This window comes from Pseudomonas sp. IPO3778, from assembly GCF_013386825.1.
Lineage (GTDB): Bacteria > Pseudomonadota > Gammaproteobacteria > Pseudomonadales > Pseudomonadaceae > Aquipseudomonas.
In genome coordinates, this window is the sequence record NZ_JACARC010000076.1 from 17,141 (window position 1) to 31,909 (window position 14,769).

The following is a 14,769-nucleotide window of genomic DNA, read 5'->3' on the forward strand; positions in this document are numbered from 1 at the left end:
GTTTCTTGTTTCTGGGGCCCTATGAATTACAACACCGATCTTCAAAAGCTTGAGCCAGGTAACCAGATCCGGCTGTACGAGCTGGACGCTACGCGCCTGGGTGCAACGATTGGGCGCTTCCACGGCCATGCCCACGAGGGCGACATCATCTGGCAGGGGCAGCTGTATTCGCCGCTCCAGATCGAGGCAAAGGGTTTCGACATCCGTGGGGATGGGCGCCCGGCTTCTCCGACGCTGCAGGTGGACGACGAGCTCGGCGGCGTGCGCGGGGCGATCACTGCCCTGTGCTTCCAGTTCCGCGACTTGGCCGGCGCCCGGGTCAAGGTGATCGAAACGTTCCGCCACTTCCTGGACGCCGCCAACTTCCCCGACGGCAACCCTGACGCCAGTGACCAGGCAAAGACGAACCTCTGGTTTATCGAGCAGAAGACCGAGGCGCTGCCCAGCATCTCGGTCACGTTCTCACTGTCGAGCCCTACGGACATGGAAGGCCAGATGCTGCCGGCGCAGCAGATCACCAAGCTTTGCCGGTGGGCCTGCCGTGGCGGGTACCGGCAGGAGGCCTGCGCCTATACCGGCACGGCGATGTTCGACAAGAAGAATCAGCCCACCGACAACCCCGCACTGGACCGCTGCGGCGGCTGGTGGAGCAGCTGCAAGCTCCGGGGCAACACCCGCCGGTTTGGCGGATCCATGGGCGCGAGCCTGATAGCAAGTTCGAGGTAGCGATGCGCATCAATCAAAAATTGCAGGGCGAGATCCGCGCTCACGCCGAACGTGCCTATCCGGCAGAGGCCTGTGGGGTGGTGATCAAATCCGCCTCCGGCCGTGAGTACGTGCCTTGCGGCAACCTGGCCACCACTCCGCGTGAACATTTCCAAATCGATCACAAGGACATGGCCCGGGCGGAAGATCGGGGCGAGGTGCTGGCGATCATCCACAGCCATCCCGACAAGGCGCCGGCGCCGAGCATGGCCGACCGCGTCAGTTGCGAGTTGCACGAATTGCCTTGGGGCATTGTCGGCTGGCCCGGCGGTGACTTCGAGTGGTTTAAGCCTTCGGGCTTCCAGGCGCCGCTGCTGGGCCGGGACTTCTCCCATGGCCTGCTGGACTGCTGGGCAGCGTGCCGCGACTGGTACGCCCGGGAGGCGGGGTTGCAGCTGCCGAACTTTGAGCGCTCCGATCTTTGGTGGGAGCAGAAAGACGGGCCGAGCCTCTACGAGGACAACTTCGCGGCCACCGGTTTCTACCAGGTCAACGAGGCACGGCGCGGCGACATGCTGGTGTTGCAGATCCCAACGCCCGGCCGGGAGTGCTACTTCCCGAATCACGCCGTGATCTACCTTGGCGATGAGCCGGCGCTCATCAGCGAGCCGGCGCCGAAGCTTGGCGGGTCTGGCCCGTTCATTTACCACCACATGCCCGGGCGCCTGGCGGCCCGTGAAATCTACGGTTGGTCGATGGCCAACCGGGTGAAGTTGATTCTCCGGCACAAGGACTACCGCCCATGACTATGCGCACCATCAAGCTCGGCGGCGTGCTGGGCAAGAAGTTTGGCAAGCAGTACACCCTGGACGTCCACAGCTTCCGCGATGCCATGGCCGCGCTGTGCATGATGAAGCCCGGCTTTGAGAAGTACCTGCGCACCGCCGAGGAGCGGGGCCTGGTGTTCGCCGTGTTCGTCGATGAGCGCAACTTGGGCGAGCAGGAGCTTGACCTGGTGGGCCGCGCCGAGGGCGACATCCGCATTCAGCCGATTGTCCAAGGCAGCAAGCAGGCGGGCATGTTCCAGACGCTTTTAGGCGTGGTGCTGATTGTGGCCGGCATGTTCACCGGCGGGACCACCACCGGGCTGGGCCTGGGGCTGCTTGCCGCCGGTGCCGCTGTCGGCCTGGGCGGAGTGGTGCAGATGCTTTCCCCGGCCACAAATGCGACTGCCGAGGGCAAGAACGACGACGGCAATAACCCGAGCTACGGCTTCGGCGGTGCAGTCACGACCATCGCCCAGGGCAACCCCTACCCATTGCTGTATGGCGAGCGCGAGATCGGCGGCGCCGTCGAGTCTGGCGGGGTCTACACCCAAGACAACATCTGATTCAGTCACCACCACAAACCCGCTCCGGCGGGTTTTTGCATTCTGGAGGGCGCATGAGCGCAGCAGCAAAGAAGGCGCGCCGCGTCACGCCACGCAAGCGCCGCGCCATCGTTGGCAGCAAGGGCGGCCAATCCAAGCCGAAGCAGCCCAGCATCGCCCTGAACGGCGTGCCGTCGATCTCTACAGCGCGAATCGTCTACATGTGGAGCTGGGGGCCGATCGTTGGCCCTGTCGATGGTTTGCGCTCGCTCAAGTTGAACGGCACCCCGGCCCAAGCACCTGACGGCACGATCAATTACCCGGGCCTGAAGTGGCAATTTCGTTCAGGCGAACTGAACCAGGATCGACTTGAGGGCATCTCGGAATCCAGCAACGAGATCGACGTCAAAAAAGAACTGCTCTACGGCACGCCCTGGCTACACACGATCACCAATCCGGTTATCGATGCCGTTCGCCTGCGGCTCAGCTGGCCGACTCTGCGCAGCCAGGACGCATCGGGCAACATCAACGGCGTCCGCATTGACTACGCCGTGGACATTTCGACCGACAACGGCCCCTACGTCGAGGTCTTGGTTACCGCGGTTGATCGCAAGAACGTCACTGAGTACGAGCGTGCGCACCGGCTGGAGCTGCCCACCGGCAGCCGATGGACGATCCGGGTACGCCGCCTGACCCCGAACGCCAACTCCGACCTGGTCGTTGATCAGATGATCGTCAAGGCCATCGCAGAGGTGGTGGACAGCGATCAGGAATACCCGCTGACATCCGTTGGTTGTGTCGAGTACGACGCCCAGACATTCGGCGGTGATTTCGCCAAGATTGCCGTGCTGATGCGTGGCCGCATCATTCGCGTACCCGCCAACTACGATGCCGCTACCCGCACCTACGCAACGTCTGGCACCGGCACGAGCAATGGCATTTGGGACGGCACCTTCAAGGAGGCTTACACCAACAACCCAGCGTTCATTTTCTACGACCTGGTGCTCGATCCCTATTACGGTCTCGGCAATCGGATCGACGCGACCATGGTTGATCGCTGGTCGCTGTACCGCATTGCGCAGTACTGCGATCAAATGGTGCCGGATGGGAAGGGCGGTCAAGAGCCGCGCTTCACCTGCAACCTGTATCTGCAGAAGCAGGCCGAGGCTTACGCGGTGCTGCAGGACCTGGCCTCGATCTTCCACGGCCTTGCCTACTGGGACGGCAGCCAGATCGTGGTCAACGCGGATATGCCCGGCGACCCGGTATACACGTACAACCAAACGCAGATCCTCAACAACGGTGCCATCAAGTACGAAGGCACCCGGGCACGTGACCGGCACAGCCTCTACACGGTGTCCTGGGACAATCCTGACCAGGGTTTTGAAACTGACAAGGAGCCGGTGTTTGACGACGAGGCGATGGTGGAACTGGGTGGGATCGTGCGCGAAACCGATGTTGGTGCGATCGCCTGCACATCCCTGGGCCAGGCGCAGCGCGCTGGGCAGTGGGCTGCACTGACCGAGAAGCTTCAGACACAGGGCGGCGTGTTCCGCGTCGGCCTGGACGGTGGCATTCCAAAGCCTGGCCAGGTCATTGCCGTGGCTGACCCGATGCTGGTTGGCCGCAACAACGGCGGGCGTATTGCTGCGGCAGCCGGCCGGGTGGTCACGCTTGACCGTGACACAGTGGTGCCGGTCGGGGCTCGCCTGATGGTTAACCTGCCCAGCGGGAAGTCCGAGGGCCGGGTGGTGAAGTCTGTTGCCGGCCGTAACGTCACGCTGATGGCCGATTACAGCGAGCAACCCCAGGCCGAGTGCGGCTGGATTCTCGACTATGAGGACCTGAAGCTGATGCAATTCTACGTCCGCAACGTAACGCGGCCAGAGTGGCACCAGTTCCAGCTCGAGGTGATTCAGCATGATCCGAGCAAGTTCGATGTAATTGACCACGGTGCTGTTGTAGATCCCCGGCCTATCACCGGCATTCCGGTGGGGAGTCAGGAAGCCCCGGCGCGAGTAATGCTCAGCCAGAACGTCGTGATTGAGCAGGGCATTGCCGTCACCGTCATGTCCATTGCCTGGGATGCTGCGCCGGGCGCGGTGGGTTATGACGTGGAGTGGAAGTGGGGCGCCAGGGAGTGGGTGCCAATTCCGCGCACGGGTGAGCTCATGGCTGACGTGCGCGGCATCTACTCCGGCCAGTACATGGCTCGGGCGCGCGCAGTGAATGCGCTCAACGTGTCATCGATCCCGACCACCTCGATCCTGACCAACCTGGAAGGAAAGGTCGGTCTGCCGCCGGCGGTGGCGTTCCTGACCATCACCAGCGAACTGTTCGGCATCGGCATCAAGTGGGCTTTCCCACCTGGCGCGGAGGATACCCAGCGCACCGAGCTGTGGTACGGCCCTGCAAACGATCTGGGGGCGGCGACCAAGCTGGCCGACCTGGCTTATCCGCAGGCTGATTACCGCATGCAGCAGCTGTTGGCGGGCGCAACCCTGTTTTTCTGGGCTCGCCTGGTAGACCGCACCGGCAATGTCGGCCCGTTCTATCCGGTCGGCAATGGTGTGATGGGGCAGGCTAGTTCGGATGCTGGTCCGGTGCTTGAGCTGATCACCGGCAAGGTCACGAAAACTGAATTGGGCAAGGATGTCTTGGATGAGCTTGACGGCCTGCAGGATCAGATCGATTTGCTGGATGGCTTGAAGGGGTATGACCATGAGGCGACCTACCTGAAAGGCCAGATGGTGGTGGAGGACGGCCGGATCTACCAGGCGAAGCAAGAGGTGCCTGTAGATCACCCGCCACCGAACGCCACGTACTGGCTGGATGTCGGTCAGTCCGTAGAAACAGCAAATGGTCTGGCCCAACAGGTTTCCACGAACACCGCTGATATCACGGAACTCGATGGCGTGGTTACGGCACAAGCCAGCACCACCAATGCATTGCGGGCTTCTGCTCGCGATGACAGCGGTAGTGGGGCAAAAGCTGATGCACTGAAGGGATGGGCCAGCACGGCGGCGATTGTGCAGGAGAGCAAGGTCAGGGCGACGGCGATCGAGGCCGAGGCGACCAAGACGACGAAGCTGGAAGCGACGGTCGGTCAGAACACCTCCGCCATTCAGGAAACGTCCTCGGCATTGGCCAACACTAACGGCCAATTGTCGACGCTCTGGTCGGTGAAGATGGAGACCACCGCCGGTGGGCAGAAGTACGCCGCGTCATTCGGATTGGGCCTTCAGGTCGATCCGTCCGGAGTGTCGTCGCAGTTCGTGGTCAGGGCTGACACGTTCATGCTGCTGAACTTGGCCAACGGCACGCCAGTTTCTCCGTTCGCTGTTGTCGGCGGGCAGACGTTCATAAAGTCGCTATTTGTTGAAGATGGAAGCATTACCAACCAGAAGATAGGCGAGTACATCAGTTCCACCAACTACATCGCCGGTCAGCAGGGGTGGATTCTCAAGAAGGATGGAACGTTCGAAATCAACGGGCTTGTCCCTGGTCAAGGACGATCCATGATGACGAACCGATCTATGCGGTTTTGGGACGTGAACAACGTTAAGCGCGTTCAAATTGGAGATCTAACCGAATGAGTGCCGGCATGAGGATTTGGGGGCCGACGGGCGCGCTAGAGCTGGATGAGACGTCTTTTACCGTGCGCGTAATACTTTCGGTGCTAGTGACACGGCCGGCTCTTGCCGAATATCTCGATGTAAGTGCGCCTGGCACGGATCCAGCGACATGCAATGCAGTAGTTATACCTATTGGATCATATACTGATCCCAATAATAATTCTCAGGATGCATACAGTCGTCAGTTTGAGCCGCAGGTCTTCAATAATGTAGTTAGAGTCTGGTTTAGAAATCGAGCCCTATCATCTGCTGATGTTCCGGCAATTGCCTTGGGTACGCAGCGGTTGTTGGTCATGAGGTATAAGTGAATGTCATATGGCTTGAAGTTTGTAAATAACAGTGACGTTGTAACCCTTGACTCTGAATTTTCAAGGCTTGTCGTTCTGAGTCGGGGTCGGTGGTCCGCTGCTGGTGGTCAGGCCGCAGTGAGCTTCGCGGTTACGATCAACTCTGTGGAGCCACCACTCGTATTTTTGAGGCCGGACTCAACTACTACAATAAGTTTTTGCCGAATCATTGGTTCGGCAGGTGCTTGGACAGGATTTTATACGAGGGTTTCAGGTGCCGGCAGTTATTTCTGCGCGGCATTCAAGGCCAGCCCAGCCTCCGATTATGGACTTAGGCTGTGGGGCGCAGATGCGACAATATTGTTTGATAATGGCAATCCCTGCGCTCAATTCACAAGAACAATATCTTCATGGACATATATAGGTAACGGAACAGGAGGGCAGGGCGATCAGATAAGGTATTTCAGTGCACCTTCGGGCCTAGACTCTGGCGACTATATACTAATTAATAACATAGCCATGAATGTCGGGCAGGCACAATCAAGAGATGCGAAGTTGTACTGCTCGTGGGAATACAATAACAACAGAATCGTTATGTATACAGTTGGCGTTACGCCTGTAGCGTCAATGTTTATTCCGGTAGTTTTCGCCAAGCCCATTTCTTAGTGATGAATTTCTTGCCCAATAGTTACTCCCGCCCCATGCGGGATTTTTAATGCTCGGAGAAAATTATGGTTTGGCAAAGATCAGGAACAGTGTCCGTTCAGACTGGTAGCACCACGGTAACAGGCGCCAACGTCGACTTCGCTGCAAGCTCGCGCGTGGGAGATTCATTTGTCGGTCCAGATGGCGTGAATTATGAGGTGGCAAACGTCGCCAGTTCCACGGTGATTTCGATCTTGCCGGCGTACAAAGGCCCGACGGTTAGCGGCGCTGCCTACGCGATCATGCCGGTGCAGGGCTACGACAAGATGTTGTCTGACGCCTTTAACGCATTGAGCAATCAGTTCGGGCCGAAGCTGGCTGCCCTTGGCACAACGGGCAATTACGAGATCCTTCCGGTTGAGAAAGGCGGTACGGGGGCAGACACCCTGGGTACGGCGGCGAGAGCGAATATCGGTACCTCACCGGGAAATGTGATGCCTGTTGGGGCGGGCGGCTGGCTTGGCCCCTCCGTCGTTGACAGCACAAATGCCAATAACGCGAGGGCGACCGGATTTTATAGTCTAAGTGGCACCCTTAACTCCCCTCAGGCCTCAGCTCAAATGCTGAGCTCGGATTGGGGGGCTAACCCGCAATGGCAATCCCAGCTAGTTTTAGGGATAACCGAAAACAAGATGTTCATGCGCTCAATTCTCAAGACGCAGACTTCGGCAACACCTTGGGTTGAGTTCTATCACACCGGCAATACCACCCGTGCTGCTGACGGCACCTTGAAGGCGATCTGATCATGACAAGAGCAGCAATCAACATACTGGGCGCTACCGGTGCAACGTACGACTTTGTCACTCAAGGCAGCACAGTTGTCGCCTCGGATCGGATTGCAGTAGGCACCTACCAGATCACCGGATGCCTGGGCATGGTGCCATTCCCTCCAGTGGATGAGGGGTGGGGGTATACCGTCAACCAGGTGGATAGCCGGGCTGACGTAGAAACAGAGTTTGCCGACGGGGTGCTGACGGTGACCGTGACCAAGGATGGCCAACCCTACGATCTGAAACACATGATCACCTTGCACATCCTGGTTCCAGATTCGCCGCCAATGACCATGCGTGGAGTCGAGGTTCTGCCGGCCCCTGCCACCGAAAGCTAATCACCGCCCGAACGTCAGCACCCGCCATGAGCGGGTTTTTTTTCGCCTGGAGAAATGTAATGGCACGACTTTCCGAATCACTCGCCGGTGGCCGTAACGCGTTGGCATTCCTGGACATGCTCGCCTGGTCCGAGGGCACCAGCACATCTCCGGCCACTGCCATGGATGGTTACGACGTGATCGTCACTGGCGCCGATCGTAAGCCCGAGATCTTCAAGGATTTCACCGATCACCCGTTCGCTAAAGGTCGCGTGTCGAAGGTCATCAACAGCAAGGGGCTGACGTCCAATGCTTCCGGCAGGTACCAGCAGATGCTGAAGCACTGGCCGCACTACAAGGCGCTGCTCAAGCTGCCGGACTTCAGCCCGATTAGCCAAGATCTTCTGGCACTTCAGCACATCCGCGAGTGCCGGGCTTTGCCCGACGTGGTAGCCGGGCGGATCGAAACAGCTATCGCGAAGTGCCGGAACATCTGGGCCAGCCTGCCCGGGGCGGGATACGGGCAGCGCGAACACCGCCTGGAGGATCTGCTGAAGCAGTACCGGCTGGCGGGCGGGGTGATGTCGTGACGCCCGCGCAGATCCTGGCCGCGATCCTGCTGGCGATAGCGGTCAGCGCTGCCGGCACCTGGCAGGTGCAGGACTGGCGGTATGACGGGAAGCTGGCAAAGCAGGCGGCGCAGTTCCAGACGGACCTCACCGCGATCGGCAATGCCGCCGCCGCCCAGGCCCGCGCCGAGCAGGACAAGCGCCTGGTCACCGAGCAGCAGCTGGCCGCCTCCGACCAACAACACTCCCTGGAGCTTTCCAATGCTCAACGTAGCCAAGCAACTCTGCGTGATCGCCTTGCCACTTCTGATCTGCGGCTGTCAGTCCTTCGCGACGCCACGGATTCAGCCGGTGGTTGCAACGTGCCTTCCGCCCCCGGCGCCGTCGGCGTGGTTCATGCAGCCCGTCGAGCCCAACTTGACCCAGCGCATGCTCAACGAATTATCGGTATCACCGACGCCGGCGACCAAGGATTGATCGCGCTGCGGGCATGCCAGGCGTACGTCAGGGCTATTGCGCGTTGACAGGCTGGATGAGGTCAGGCCCCTTGTTGCGCACGTTGCCCACGGCGGTGTCGACCTTGAACCACTCGAAGGCATCGGCCGGCTCGCCCTGGAGCAGAACCATCTGTTCGGCGCGTTCCTTCGGCGTGGCCGGGTCCAGCCATTCCCGGGCCAGGTCCGGCGTCAGCACCACCGGCCGCCGGTCGTGGATGTCCACCATGCCGCCGGCGCTGTCGGCGGTGATGATCACGAACCCGTCATGCTCGCCCGGGCCTTCGTTGCTGTCGGGGAGTTGCCCAATGGCGGCGCACAGGACCGGCGCGCCATCCCTCCGGCGGATCAGGTAGGGCTGCTTCTTCGGCCCGCCTTCGTCTACCCACTCAAACCAGTTGTTGATCGGCGTGATTGCCCGATGCGGCCAAATCGCCCAGAAGAATGGGCCGTGGGCCACCTTCTCGACGCGGGCGTTGATCGGCGGCGCGCGATCCTTGGCCCAGTGCGGCCTCCATCCCCAGCGAACCAGGTCTGCATGCAGCAGATCGCCCTGCAGGTGGAGCAGGGCGACCTGGGTGGACGGTGCCACGTTGTAGCGCTCCAGCGGCAGATCGCCGACGGAATTCGCCAGGGCATTGGGCATGCTCAGCGCTGCAACGAAGTCGTGGATGCCGGTGTACTGGGAAAGTCTTCCGCACATGGCTGATTCCTCGATGTGAGCCTTGAGCTTAGACAATCGTTCGGGTCTGCGGCATCAGGCCGGCAAGCATCCCGCGCAGTGTCTCTGCCTCGCGTGCGGTCGCCCCGGCCCTCGTCGTGAGGGCGCTTATTTCCTTACGCATAGCCGCTGCTTCGGCGCCTCTCTGCTTGAGATACCCCGAGAATTCTTCTTTCTTTGCCTGCGCTTCCGCCAGCATCTCGACCAGGCCGAAGATGTCCGCCCGCGCCTTGCGGAGCTGCAAGTTCAGCTCCTGAATCTCGTTCTCTAGCAGCCGGGCATGCTGTTTGTGCATTTCGAGAGGCGTGGGAATGCCAAGCCACCCGCAGGTGTCTTCGTCGATGTTCATGGATAGGTATTCCGAATGCTGTATGTGCATACAGTAATCGAGGTTTGCTGATTGTGGGATTCGAGGCGACGAGAGGTGTTCAGTCAGGCGCCATGAGCACGGCCAGGGTGAGCTTTATGAACTCTTCGTTCTCGTCGATGGCGTGCAGGGCGCCGCGCACGTTTTCCGCCACATCAGCGGAGCCACGCTGCTCGACCCAGTTCGAGATCTCCATGATGGACGCCTCAAGGGCCAGCTGGTTTTCGTAGAGCTTGGAGAGCAGGGAAGGGAGCAGGTCGGAGTTGGGCATCGGCGTTCCTCTTGTGGAGTGAACAGCGTAGCAGCAGGCGCTTGGGAGCCGGCTCTAAAGTAATGAATGTTCGCTCTTGCCTAAAGCAAACATTTCAGCAACACAACTAACCCGAGAGAGGTATGACTAAGGATAACCAGGTGTTCCAGCCCTCTGGCCGATTCTCTGCATCAAACTCGTAGTAGCCTTTTAGGTTGACGTACCAGAGGTCTTTGCCGACTTTGAAGAAATGCCCGGCTTGGGGGCCTACGGCGCTGACTTTTGATTTGAAGTCGCCCAAGGTGGCACCGCTACCGCTATCCCCTGTGATCTGATTGTAGAAGTAACCAACCACGCCCAACTGAGTCTGGCTAGTGATGAAGTGCGAGGCACTCCAGTCCACGTGAGCATCGACGCCATTTTTATAATGGGTATCTGGGTTCTCCCAGTTGTAGGTCATGCCCGCTACGACGGAAAACTCGTTGGTTTTGTCGAAATAGGTGTATCCACCGCCGGCGTCAAGCGATGCATGGCCAAGTCCGATGTTCACCAGTCGATCCGGGTCATACGCGCCGACTGGCAGGTTACCCATGCTGTAAGCCATGAAGTTGTGAACACCATAGTTCCATTTCAGAGTGCCCAACAAGTAGACGTCGCTTGCACCCTTCAAACTGTCGTTCGTTCCACCGGAAAAGCTTCTGCCGCGGGGGCCAGTCAATGTCGCATCAACGGTGGCTTCGGATCTCCCAACGGCGGCTACCATCGAGATTGCTGCTTGAGCCCCTAGCAACGGTTCGGTGAATGTGTAGGTTGGGCTGGCAAACAGCAGGTCAGCCTTTGCATCCAATCCAAGTGTGGTTCTGCCACCCCTAGGAAATGGCTTGCTGCCGCCGTCGCTAGCGTTAACGTGGTAATAGACAATCGGAAGACTCCAGCCGGGCGCAGTTGGCGCCGCCGCCAGCGTACCGAATTGGCCTGGTAGCCAAAAACTAATCCCGCCGTCATCAGCGTGCGCGGTGAAAGCAGTAATTAAGGCAAAAAAGCCAATCAGTCTTCTTGTTGTCATCGGGGGCTCTTTTAGGCGAACGATGATGATTTTTACGATTGTGGAAATCGAGTTAAGAACGCACTGAGAAGTAGCTTAGGCGAATTTACGTTTTTCGCCGGTAGCTGCCGCGGAGGGCCGTAATTGGCCAAAAGCGGCTATACGATGTGTCTCATGAGTCATGGGCTATTGGTGATTTGTGTTCGGTCGGCAGGACGCCGGGGGAGGGGCAAAAACAGTTCCCAAACCAAAACCGCACCCCTTGTAGAATGCGGCCTGTAGCTTGGTTGGTAGCTGCGAGTAAAGGAACGCCGAAGACCTCCAAGGTACCAGCCCGCTTGAGTTTGCATAGCGGTCTTGAAAACCGGCGAACGTTAATAGCGTTCCCAGGGTTCGAATCCCTGGTTTCCCGCCAAGATTCACTCAAGAGCCCCGCTATTGCGGGGCTTTTGCGTTTCTGGGGTTCGGGAATGCTGATAGTGAAACATCTAATCGTTTCCGCATCATTTCAGGCAGTTTCCGCAACCTCGAAAAACTGGGGAGTCAGCGGGTCGGTTTCCCGATTTCACCCACACGCCTATAAACCGTCTCGGTTATCCGTTTGTCGGTGTGCCCCAGCAGGCGACTCGCATCTCACAGGTCGAGGATCTCGCTTGCGGCTTTCGGGCGGATGTCGCGGAACTGAAACTGTCGGATGCTCGCTGCAAGCAACCCGTCCCCCTGTTCTTTGGCGATAGCGATAGCCCAGTCCCTGGCGTCGTCAAAGCGCAGCCATAGCATCGGCTTGGTCACCTGTCTGCCGTCCTCGGTGATAATCAGGTATGCGCGGGCACGCCTCTGCGCTATCAACCGTTCCACCTGCGCGCCCAGGTCATTCAGGACGCCCGCGGCAGTCAGTCGGATTCGTAGCTTTTTAAACGTCTTGCCCTGGGACACCTGCAGGAACTCGTTAACCGCATCCGCTTCCCGCATCGACAGCACGTCTGCTGGGCGCTGCCCGGTCAAATAAGCCAGGTCCATGGCGTCGCGCAGCTCCGAGGCAGCGACCGCATACACGGCGCCCCAGATTTCCTCGGTTGCGTAAAAGTCCCGCAGGACCTCCTTGTTTTTCCGGACGCCTGCGGCAGGCTCGGGTATGACGGCCGTCCAGACGCCGGCCGCGCTGATCGCCCTGAACGCTTGCCAGGCGTATGTCAGGGCTATTAATCAGGGTTAGGCCCAATGATCCGCCGCTCCTTGATCAACACCACGTGATCGATTTCCGGAAAGATCTCGTCAACGCGGTGGGTGTTTCGGCCGATACGGTCGGCCAGCCGCTCATGCAGATCGAGGAAACCTCCCAGGCCAAGAATGGCTTTGACGGTATTTTCGGAAATTTCCCTACCTTACGCAAGAAAACGGCTTTCGTAATTTACCTGGAAAGCCAGCAGTATCGTAGCTACGGAAGCCGGGCCTCTACCAACATGATTTCTTTACGAGTTCTCGTACTTGAGGATCTGACTGTGGGCAACGTTGTGACCTCAATGTGCGAGGCAGATCCTGGAGCAGCCCATTGCGTTCTTCCCACGTAAAAAAGTTATATCCCAGATCAGTGAGCCAGGTGGCTGTATCGGCTTGCCGAGAGCCTGACGGGCTGTATTTTTCCCAGCAAAAAGGAAATCTTCCATGCGAGTCCGCCCTTCGTCCTTCTGTCCTGCACTTCAGGTAGTCACACAGGGCCCGCAAACAGTTTTGCCACACGGCAGCCATCTTTCCCTGCTCGTGGTGAGCCTGATGCTGGCCTTTCCCAGTGTCAGCTACGCCGGTGGCGCTGCGGGAGGGAGCACCTCAATCGTCGCGGCCAACGTCCATGGCGGCGCTGGCGCCGGCTATAACGCCAGCAACGGCGTTATCACTTTCCAAGGTGCAAGTGGTGCTGATGCCAATGGTAATCCTGTCCTTGGTGGTGGGGCAGGCCTGCCCGGTACGGCCAGCGTTCTATCGCCAACCGGTGGCGGTGGGGGTGGCGGCATAGGGAGTATCCAAACATCGCCGAGTGGTCTCACATCTGCGGTGACGGGTGGTGCAGGCGGTAGCAGCCCTGGCGGTGGTGGCGCCGGGGGCGGTGGCGACGGTGTGGTTTTGAGCAGCGGTGGCACCCTCAGCGTCGCCGTCACCGGGGGTGCTGGTGGTCAGGTCACCTCCAACGCTGGTGGCGGTGGTGGTGGCGCCGGCGTTGTCGATACATCAACTGATACCTTGACGATCACGAAGGCCGTAACGGGCGGCGCCGGCGGCCAGGCCGTTCATTACGCCGGGGGGGGCGGTAGCGGTGTTTGGGTAACCTCGGCCGGCAACGTGGCGGTAACGACTGGAAGCGTCACGGGCGGTACTGGTGGCCTAGGCTCCGCCACCGCCGCCGTTATCGGTGGCAACGACAATGGAGGCGGCGGGGCTGGCGTCGTTTTCAGCGCTGCCGGCGCTACACTGGACGTCAGCGGACAAGTTGCCGGCGGCAATATTAGCGCTAACACTTTGGGCATGGGTGGTATTGGAGGCGCCGGCGTCAACATCCTTTCCGGTGGCGTCAAGGTGACGGTTGAAAGCGGTGGGTCCATTGTCGGGGGCACGGGAGGACGCCAGCCCGGAGGAGCGGGGATTAACTCTCTCGGCGCCAGCGGCACCGGCAGCGGGGGCGCCCTGGGTGGGGGGAGTTTCGTAGGTAGCGCAGGCGGCGTGGGCATCGCTGGGGCAGGCGGCGGCAATACGATCGTCACCGGCGGCGTCATCAAGGGTGGAATGGCCGGGGCAACACAAGCCAACGCCATCACCTTCAGCGGCCTTGTCGGCAACAATACCCTGGAGCTTCTGTCGGGCTACAGCTTTACCGGCGATGTGGTGGCGGCGGGGGTGCTAAACCCCAACCATCTGGTCCTGGGCGGCGATACCAGTCCGGCGGCGAGCTTCGACGTCTCCCGCATCGGGGCGGCGCTCGGTAGCAACACCACTGCATATACGGGATTCAGCAGTTTCCAGAAGGCCGGGGCCAGCACCTGGACGCTGGCAGGGACCACGACCGCAGTGACGCCCTGGACGGTTTCGGGCGGCACGCTGTCGGTCTCAAGCGACGGCGCGTTGGGTGCCACATCCGGCGATTTGACGCTGGACGGCGGTACCTTGCAGAACACCGCCGCTTTCACGAGTGCACGTGCTGTCGATCTGACCGCCAACGGTGGAACGCTGGATACCGCCGGTGCCGACCTGACACTGTCGGGTGTGATTGCGGGGCATGGTCTATTGACCAAGGAGGGGGACGGCAGTCTCATTTTGACCGGATTCGTCCTGCCCAGCGGTATCTCTATCGCCCAGGGCACCGTGCAAGTGGGCAATGGTGGCACGGTCGGCACCATTGGGGTCGACGTTGACGTTGCGACGAGCACCGGCACCACGCTGGCTTTTGATCATAGCGATACCTACACATTCAGCGGCGCGATGTCGGGCGCTGGTGCACTGAGCCAGATGGGCACCGGCACGTTGGTCTTGACCGGCGAGAACA

General features: G+C 59.9%; 13 protein-coding genes and 2 pseudogenes. 10 read left to right on the top strand and 5 right to left on the bottom strand.

Features of this window, described 5'->3' with window-relative positions; all coding sequences use genetic code 11:
• Window positions 1-21 precede the first annotated feature (21 nt).
• The 8 genes from HX855_RS29845 (at window position 22) to HX855_RS29880 (ending at window position 8,881) form a co-directional block, all read left to right on the top strand.
• Window positions 22-726 (top strand): phage minor tail protein L, encoded by a 705-nt coding sequence (locus HX855_RS29845; RefSeq protein WP_177089988.1) that lies wholly within the window; start codon window positions 22-24, stop codon window positions 724-726.
• Window positions 727-728: 2 nt separating this feature from the next.
• Window positions 729-1,511, top strand: a complete 783-nt coding sequence (locus HX855_RS29850) for a C40 family peptidase (RefSeq protein WP_177089987.1) — start codon at window positions 729-731, stop codon at window positions 1,509-1,511.
• The gene (locus tag HX855_RS29855; RefSeq protein ID WP_177089986.1) at window positions 1,508-2,095 is read left to right on the top strand and encodes a tail assembly protein; all 588 of its coding nucleotides are present in this window, start codon (window positions 1,508-1,510) and stop codon (window positions 2,093-2,095) included. Before HX855_RS29850 ends, HX855_RS29855 begins: the two co-directional genes overlap by 4 nt.
• 53 nt (window positions 2,096-2,148) lie before the next feature.
• Window positions 2,149-5,670 (top strand): host specificity protein J, encoded by a 3,522-nt coding sequence (locus HX855_RS29860; RefSeq protein ID WP_177089985.1) that lies wholly within the window; start codon window positions 2,149-2,151, stop codon window positions 5,668-5,670.
• Between the two features lie 1,081 nt (window positions 5,671-6,751).
• Window positions 6,752-7,444, top strand: coding sequence for a hypothetical protein (locus HX855_RS33560; RefSeq protein WP_256353099.1), 693 nt, complete (start codon window positions 6,752-6,754; stop codon window positions 7,442-7,444).
• A gap of 2 nt (window positions 7,445-7,446) precedes the next feature.
• A complete protein-coding gene (locus HX855_RS29870) occupies window positions 7,447-7,809 on the top strand; it encodes a phage tail protein (protein ID WP_177089984.1) in 363 nt (120 codons plus the stop codon).
• A gap of 59 nt (window positions 7,810-7,868) precedes the next feature.
• Window positions 7,869-8,378 carry a glycoside hydrolase family 104 protein gene (locus HX855_RS29875; RefSeq protein WP_177089983.1) on the top strand — a complete coding sequence of 170 codons (510 nt, stop codon included), beginning with the start codon at window positions 7,869-7,871 and terminating at the stop codon, window positions 8,376-8,378.
• A complete protein-coding gene (locus HX855_RS29880) occupies window positions 8,375-8,881 on the top strand; it encodes a lysis system i-spanin subunit Rz (RefSeq protein WP_177089982.1) in 507 nt (168 codons plus the stop codon). The genes HX855_RS29875 and HX855_RS29880 overlap by 4 nt, the downstream gene beginning before the upstream one ends.
• Here HX855_RS29880 and HX855_RS29885 read toward each other — a convergent pair.
• From HX855_RS29885 to HX855_RS29905, 5 genes and pseudogenes are all read right to left on the bottom strand, one after another.
• Complete coding sequence (locus tag HX855_RS29885) at window positions 8,868-9,554, bottom strand: SOS response-associated peptidase (protein WP_177089981.1); 687 nt, start codon at window positions 9,552-9,554, stop codon at window positions 8,868-8,870. The genes HX855_RS29880 and HX855_RS29885 overlap by 14 nt on opposite strands.
• Window positions 9,555-9,582: 28 nt before the next feature.
• Window positions 9,583-9,921 carry a hypothetical protein gene (locus HX855_RS29890; RefSeq protein ID WP_177089980.1) on the bottom strand — a complete coding sequence of 113 codons (339 nt, stop codon included), beginning with the start codon at window positions 9,919-9,921 and terminating at the stop codon, window positions 9,583-9,585.
• 79 nt (window positions 9,922-10,000) lie between these two features.
• Window positions 10,001-10,210, bottom strand: a complete 210-nt coding sequence (locus tag HX855_RS29895) for a hypothetical protein (protein ID WP_177089979.1) — start codon at window positions 10,208-10,210, stop codon at window positions 10,001-10,003.
• A gap of 106 nt (window positions 10,211-10,316) precedes the next feature.
• Complete coding sequence (locus tag HX855_RS29900; protein WP_177089978.1) at window positions 10,317-11,255, bottom strand: transporter; 939 nt, start codon at window positions 11,253-11,255, stop codon at window positions 10,317-10,319.
• A 522-nt stretch (window positions 11,256-11,777) separates the two neighbouring features.
• Window positions 11,778-12,365, bottom strand: a pseudogene (locus HX855_RS29905) (tyrosine-type recombinase/integrase); the annotation flags it as partial.
• 119 nt (window positions 12,366-12,484) lie between these two features.
• Here HX855_RS29905 and HX855_RS29910 point away from each other — a divergent pair.
• Window positions 12,485-12,805 (top strand): hypothetical protein, encoded by a 321-nt coding sequence (locus HX855_RS29910; RefSeq protein ID WP_177089977.1) that lies wholly within the window; start codon window positions 12,485-12,487, stop codon window positions 12,803-12,805.
• A 550-nt stretch (window positions 12,806-13,355) separates the two neighbouring features.
• Window positions 13,356-14,769 (top strand): annotated as a pseudogene (locus HX855_RS29915) (hypothetical protein); the annotation flags it as partial.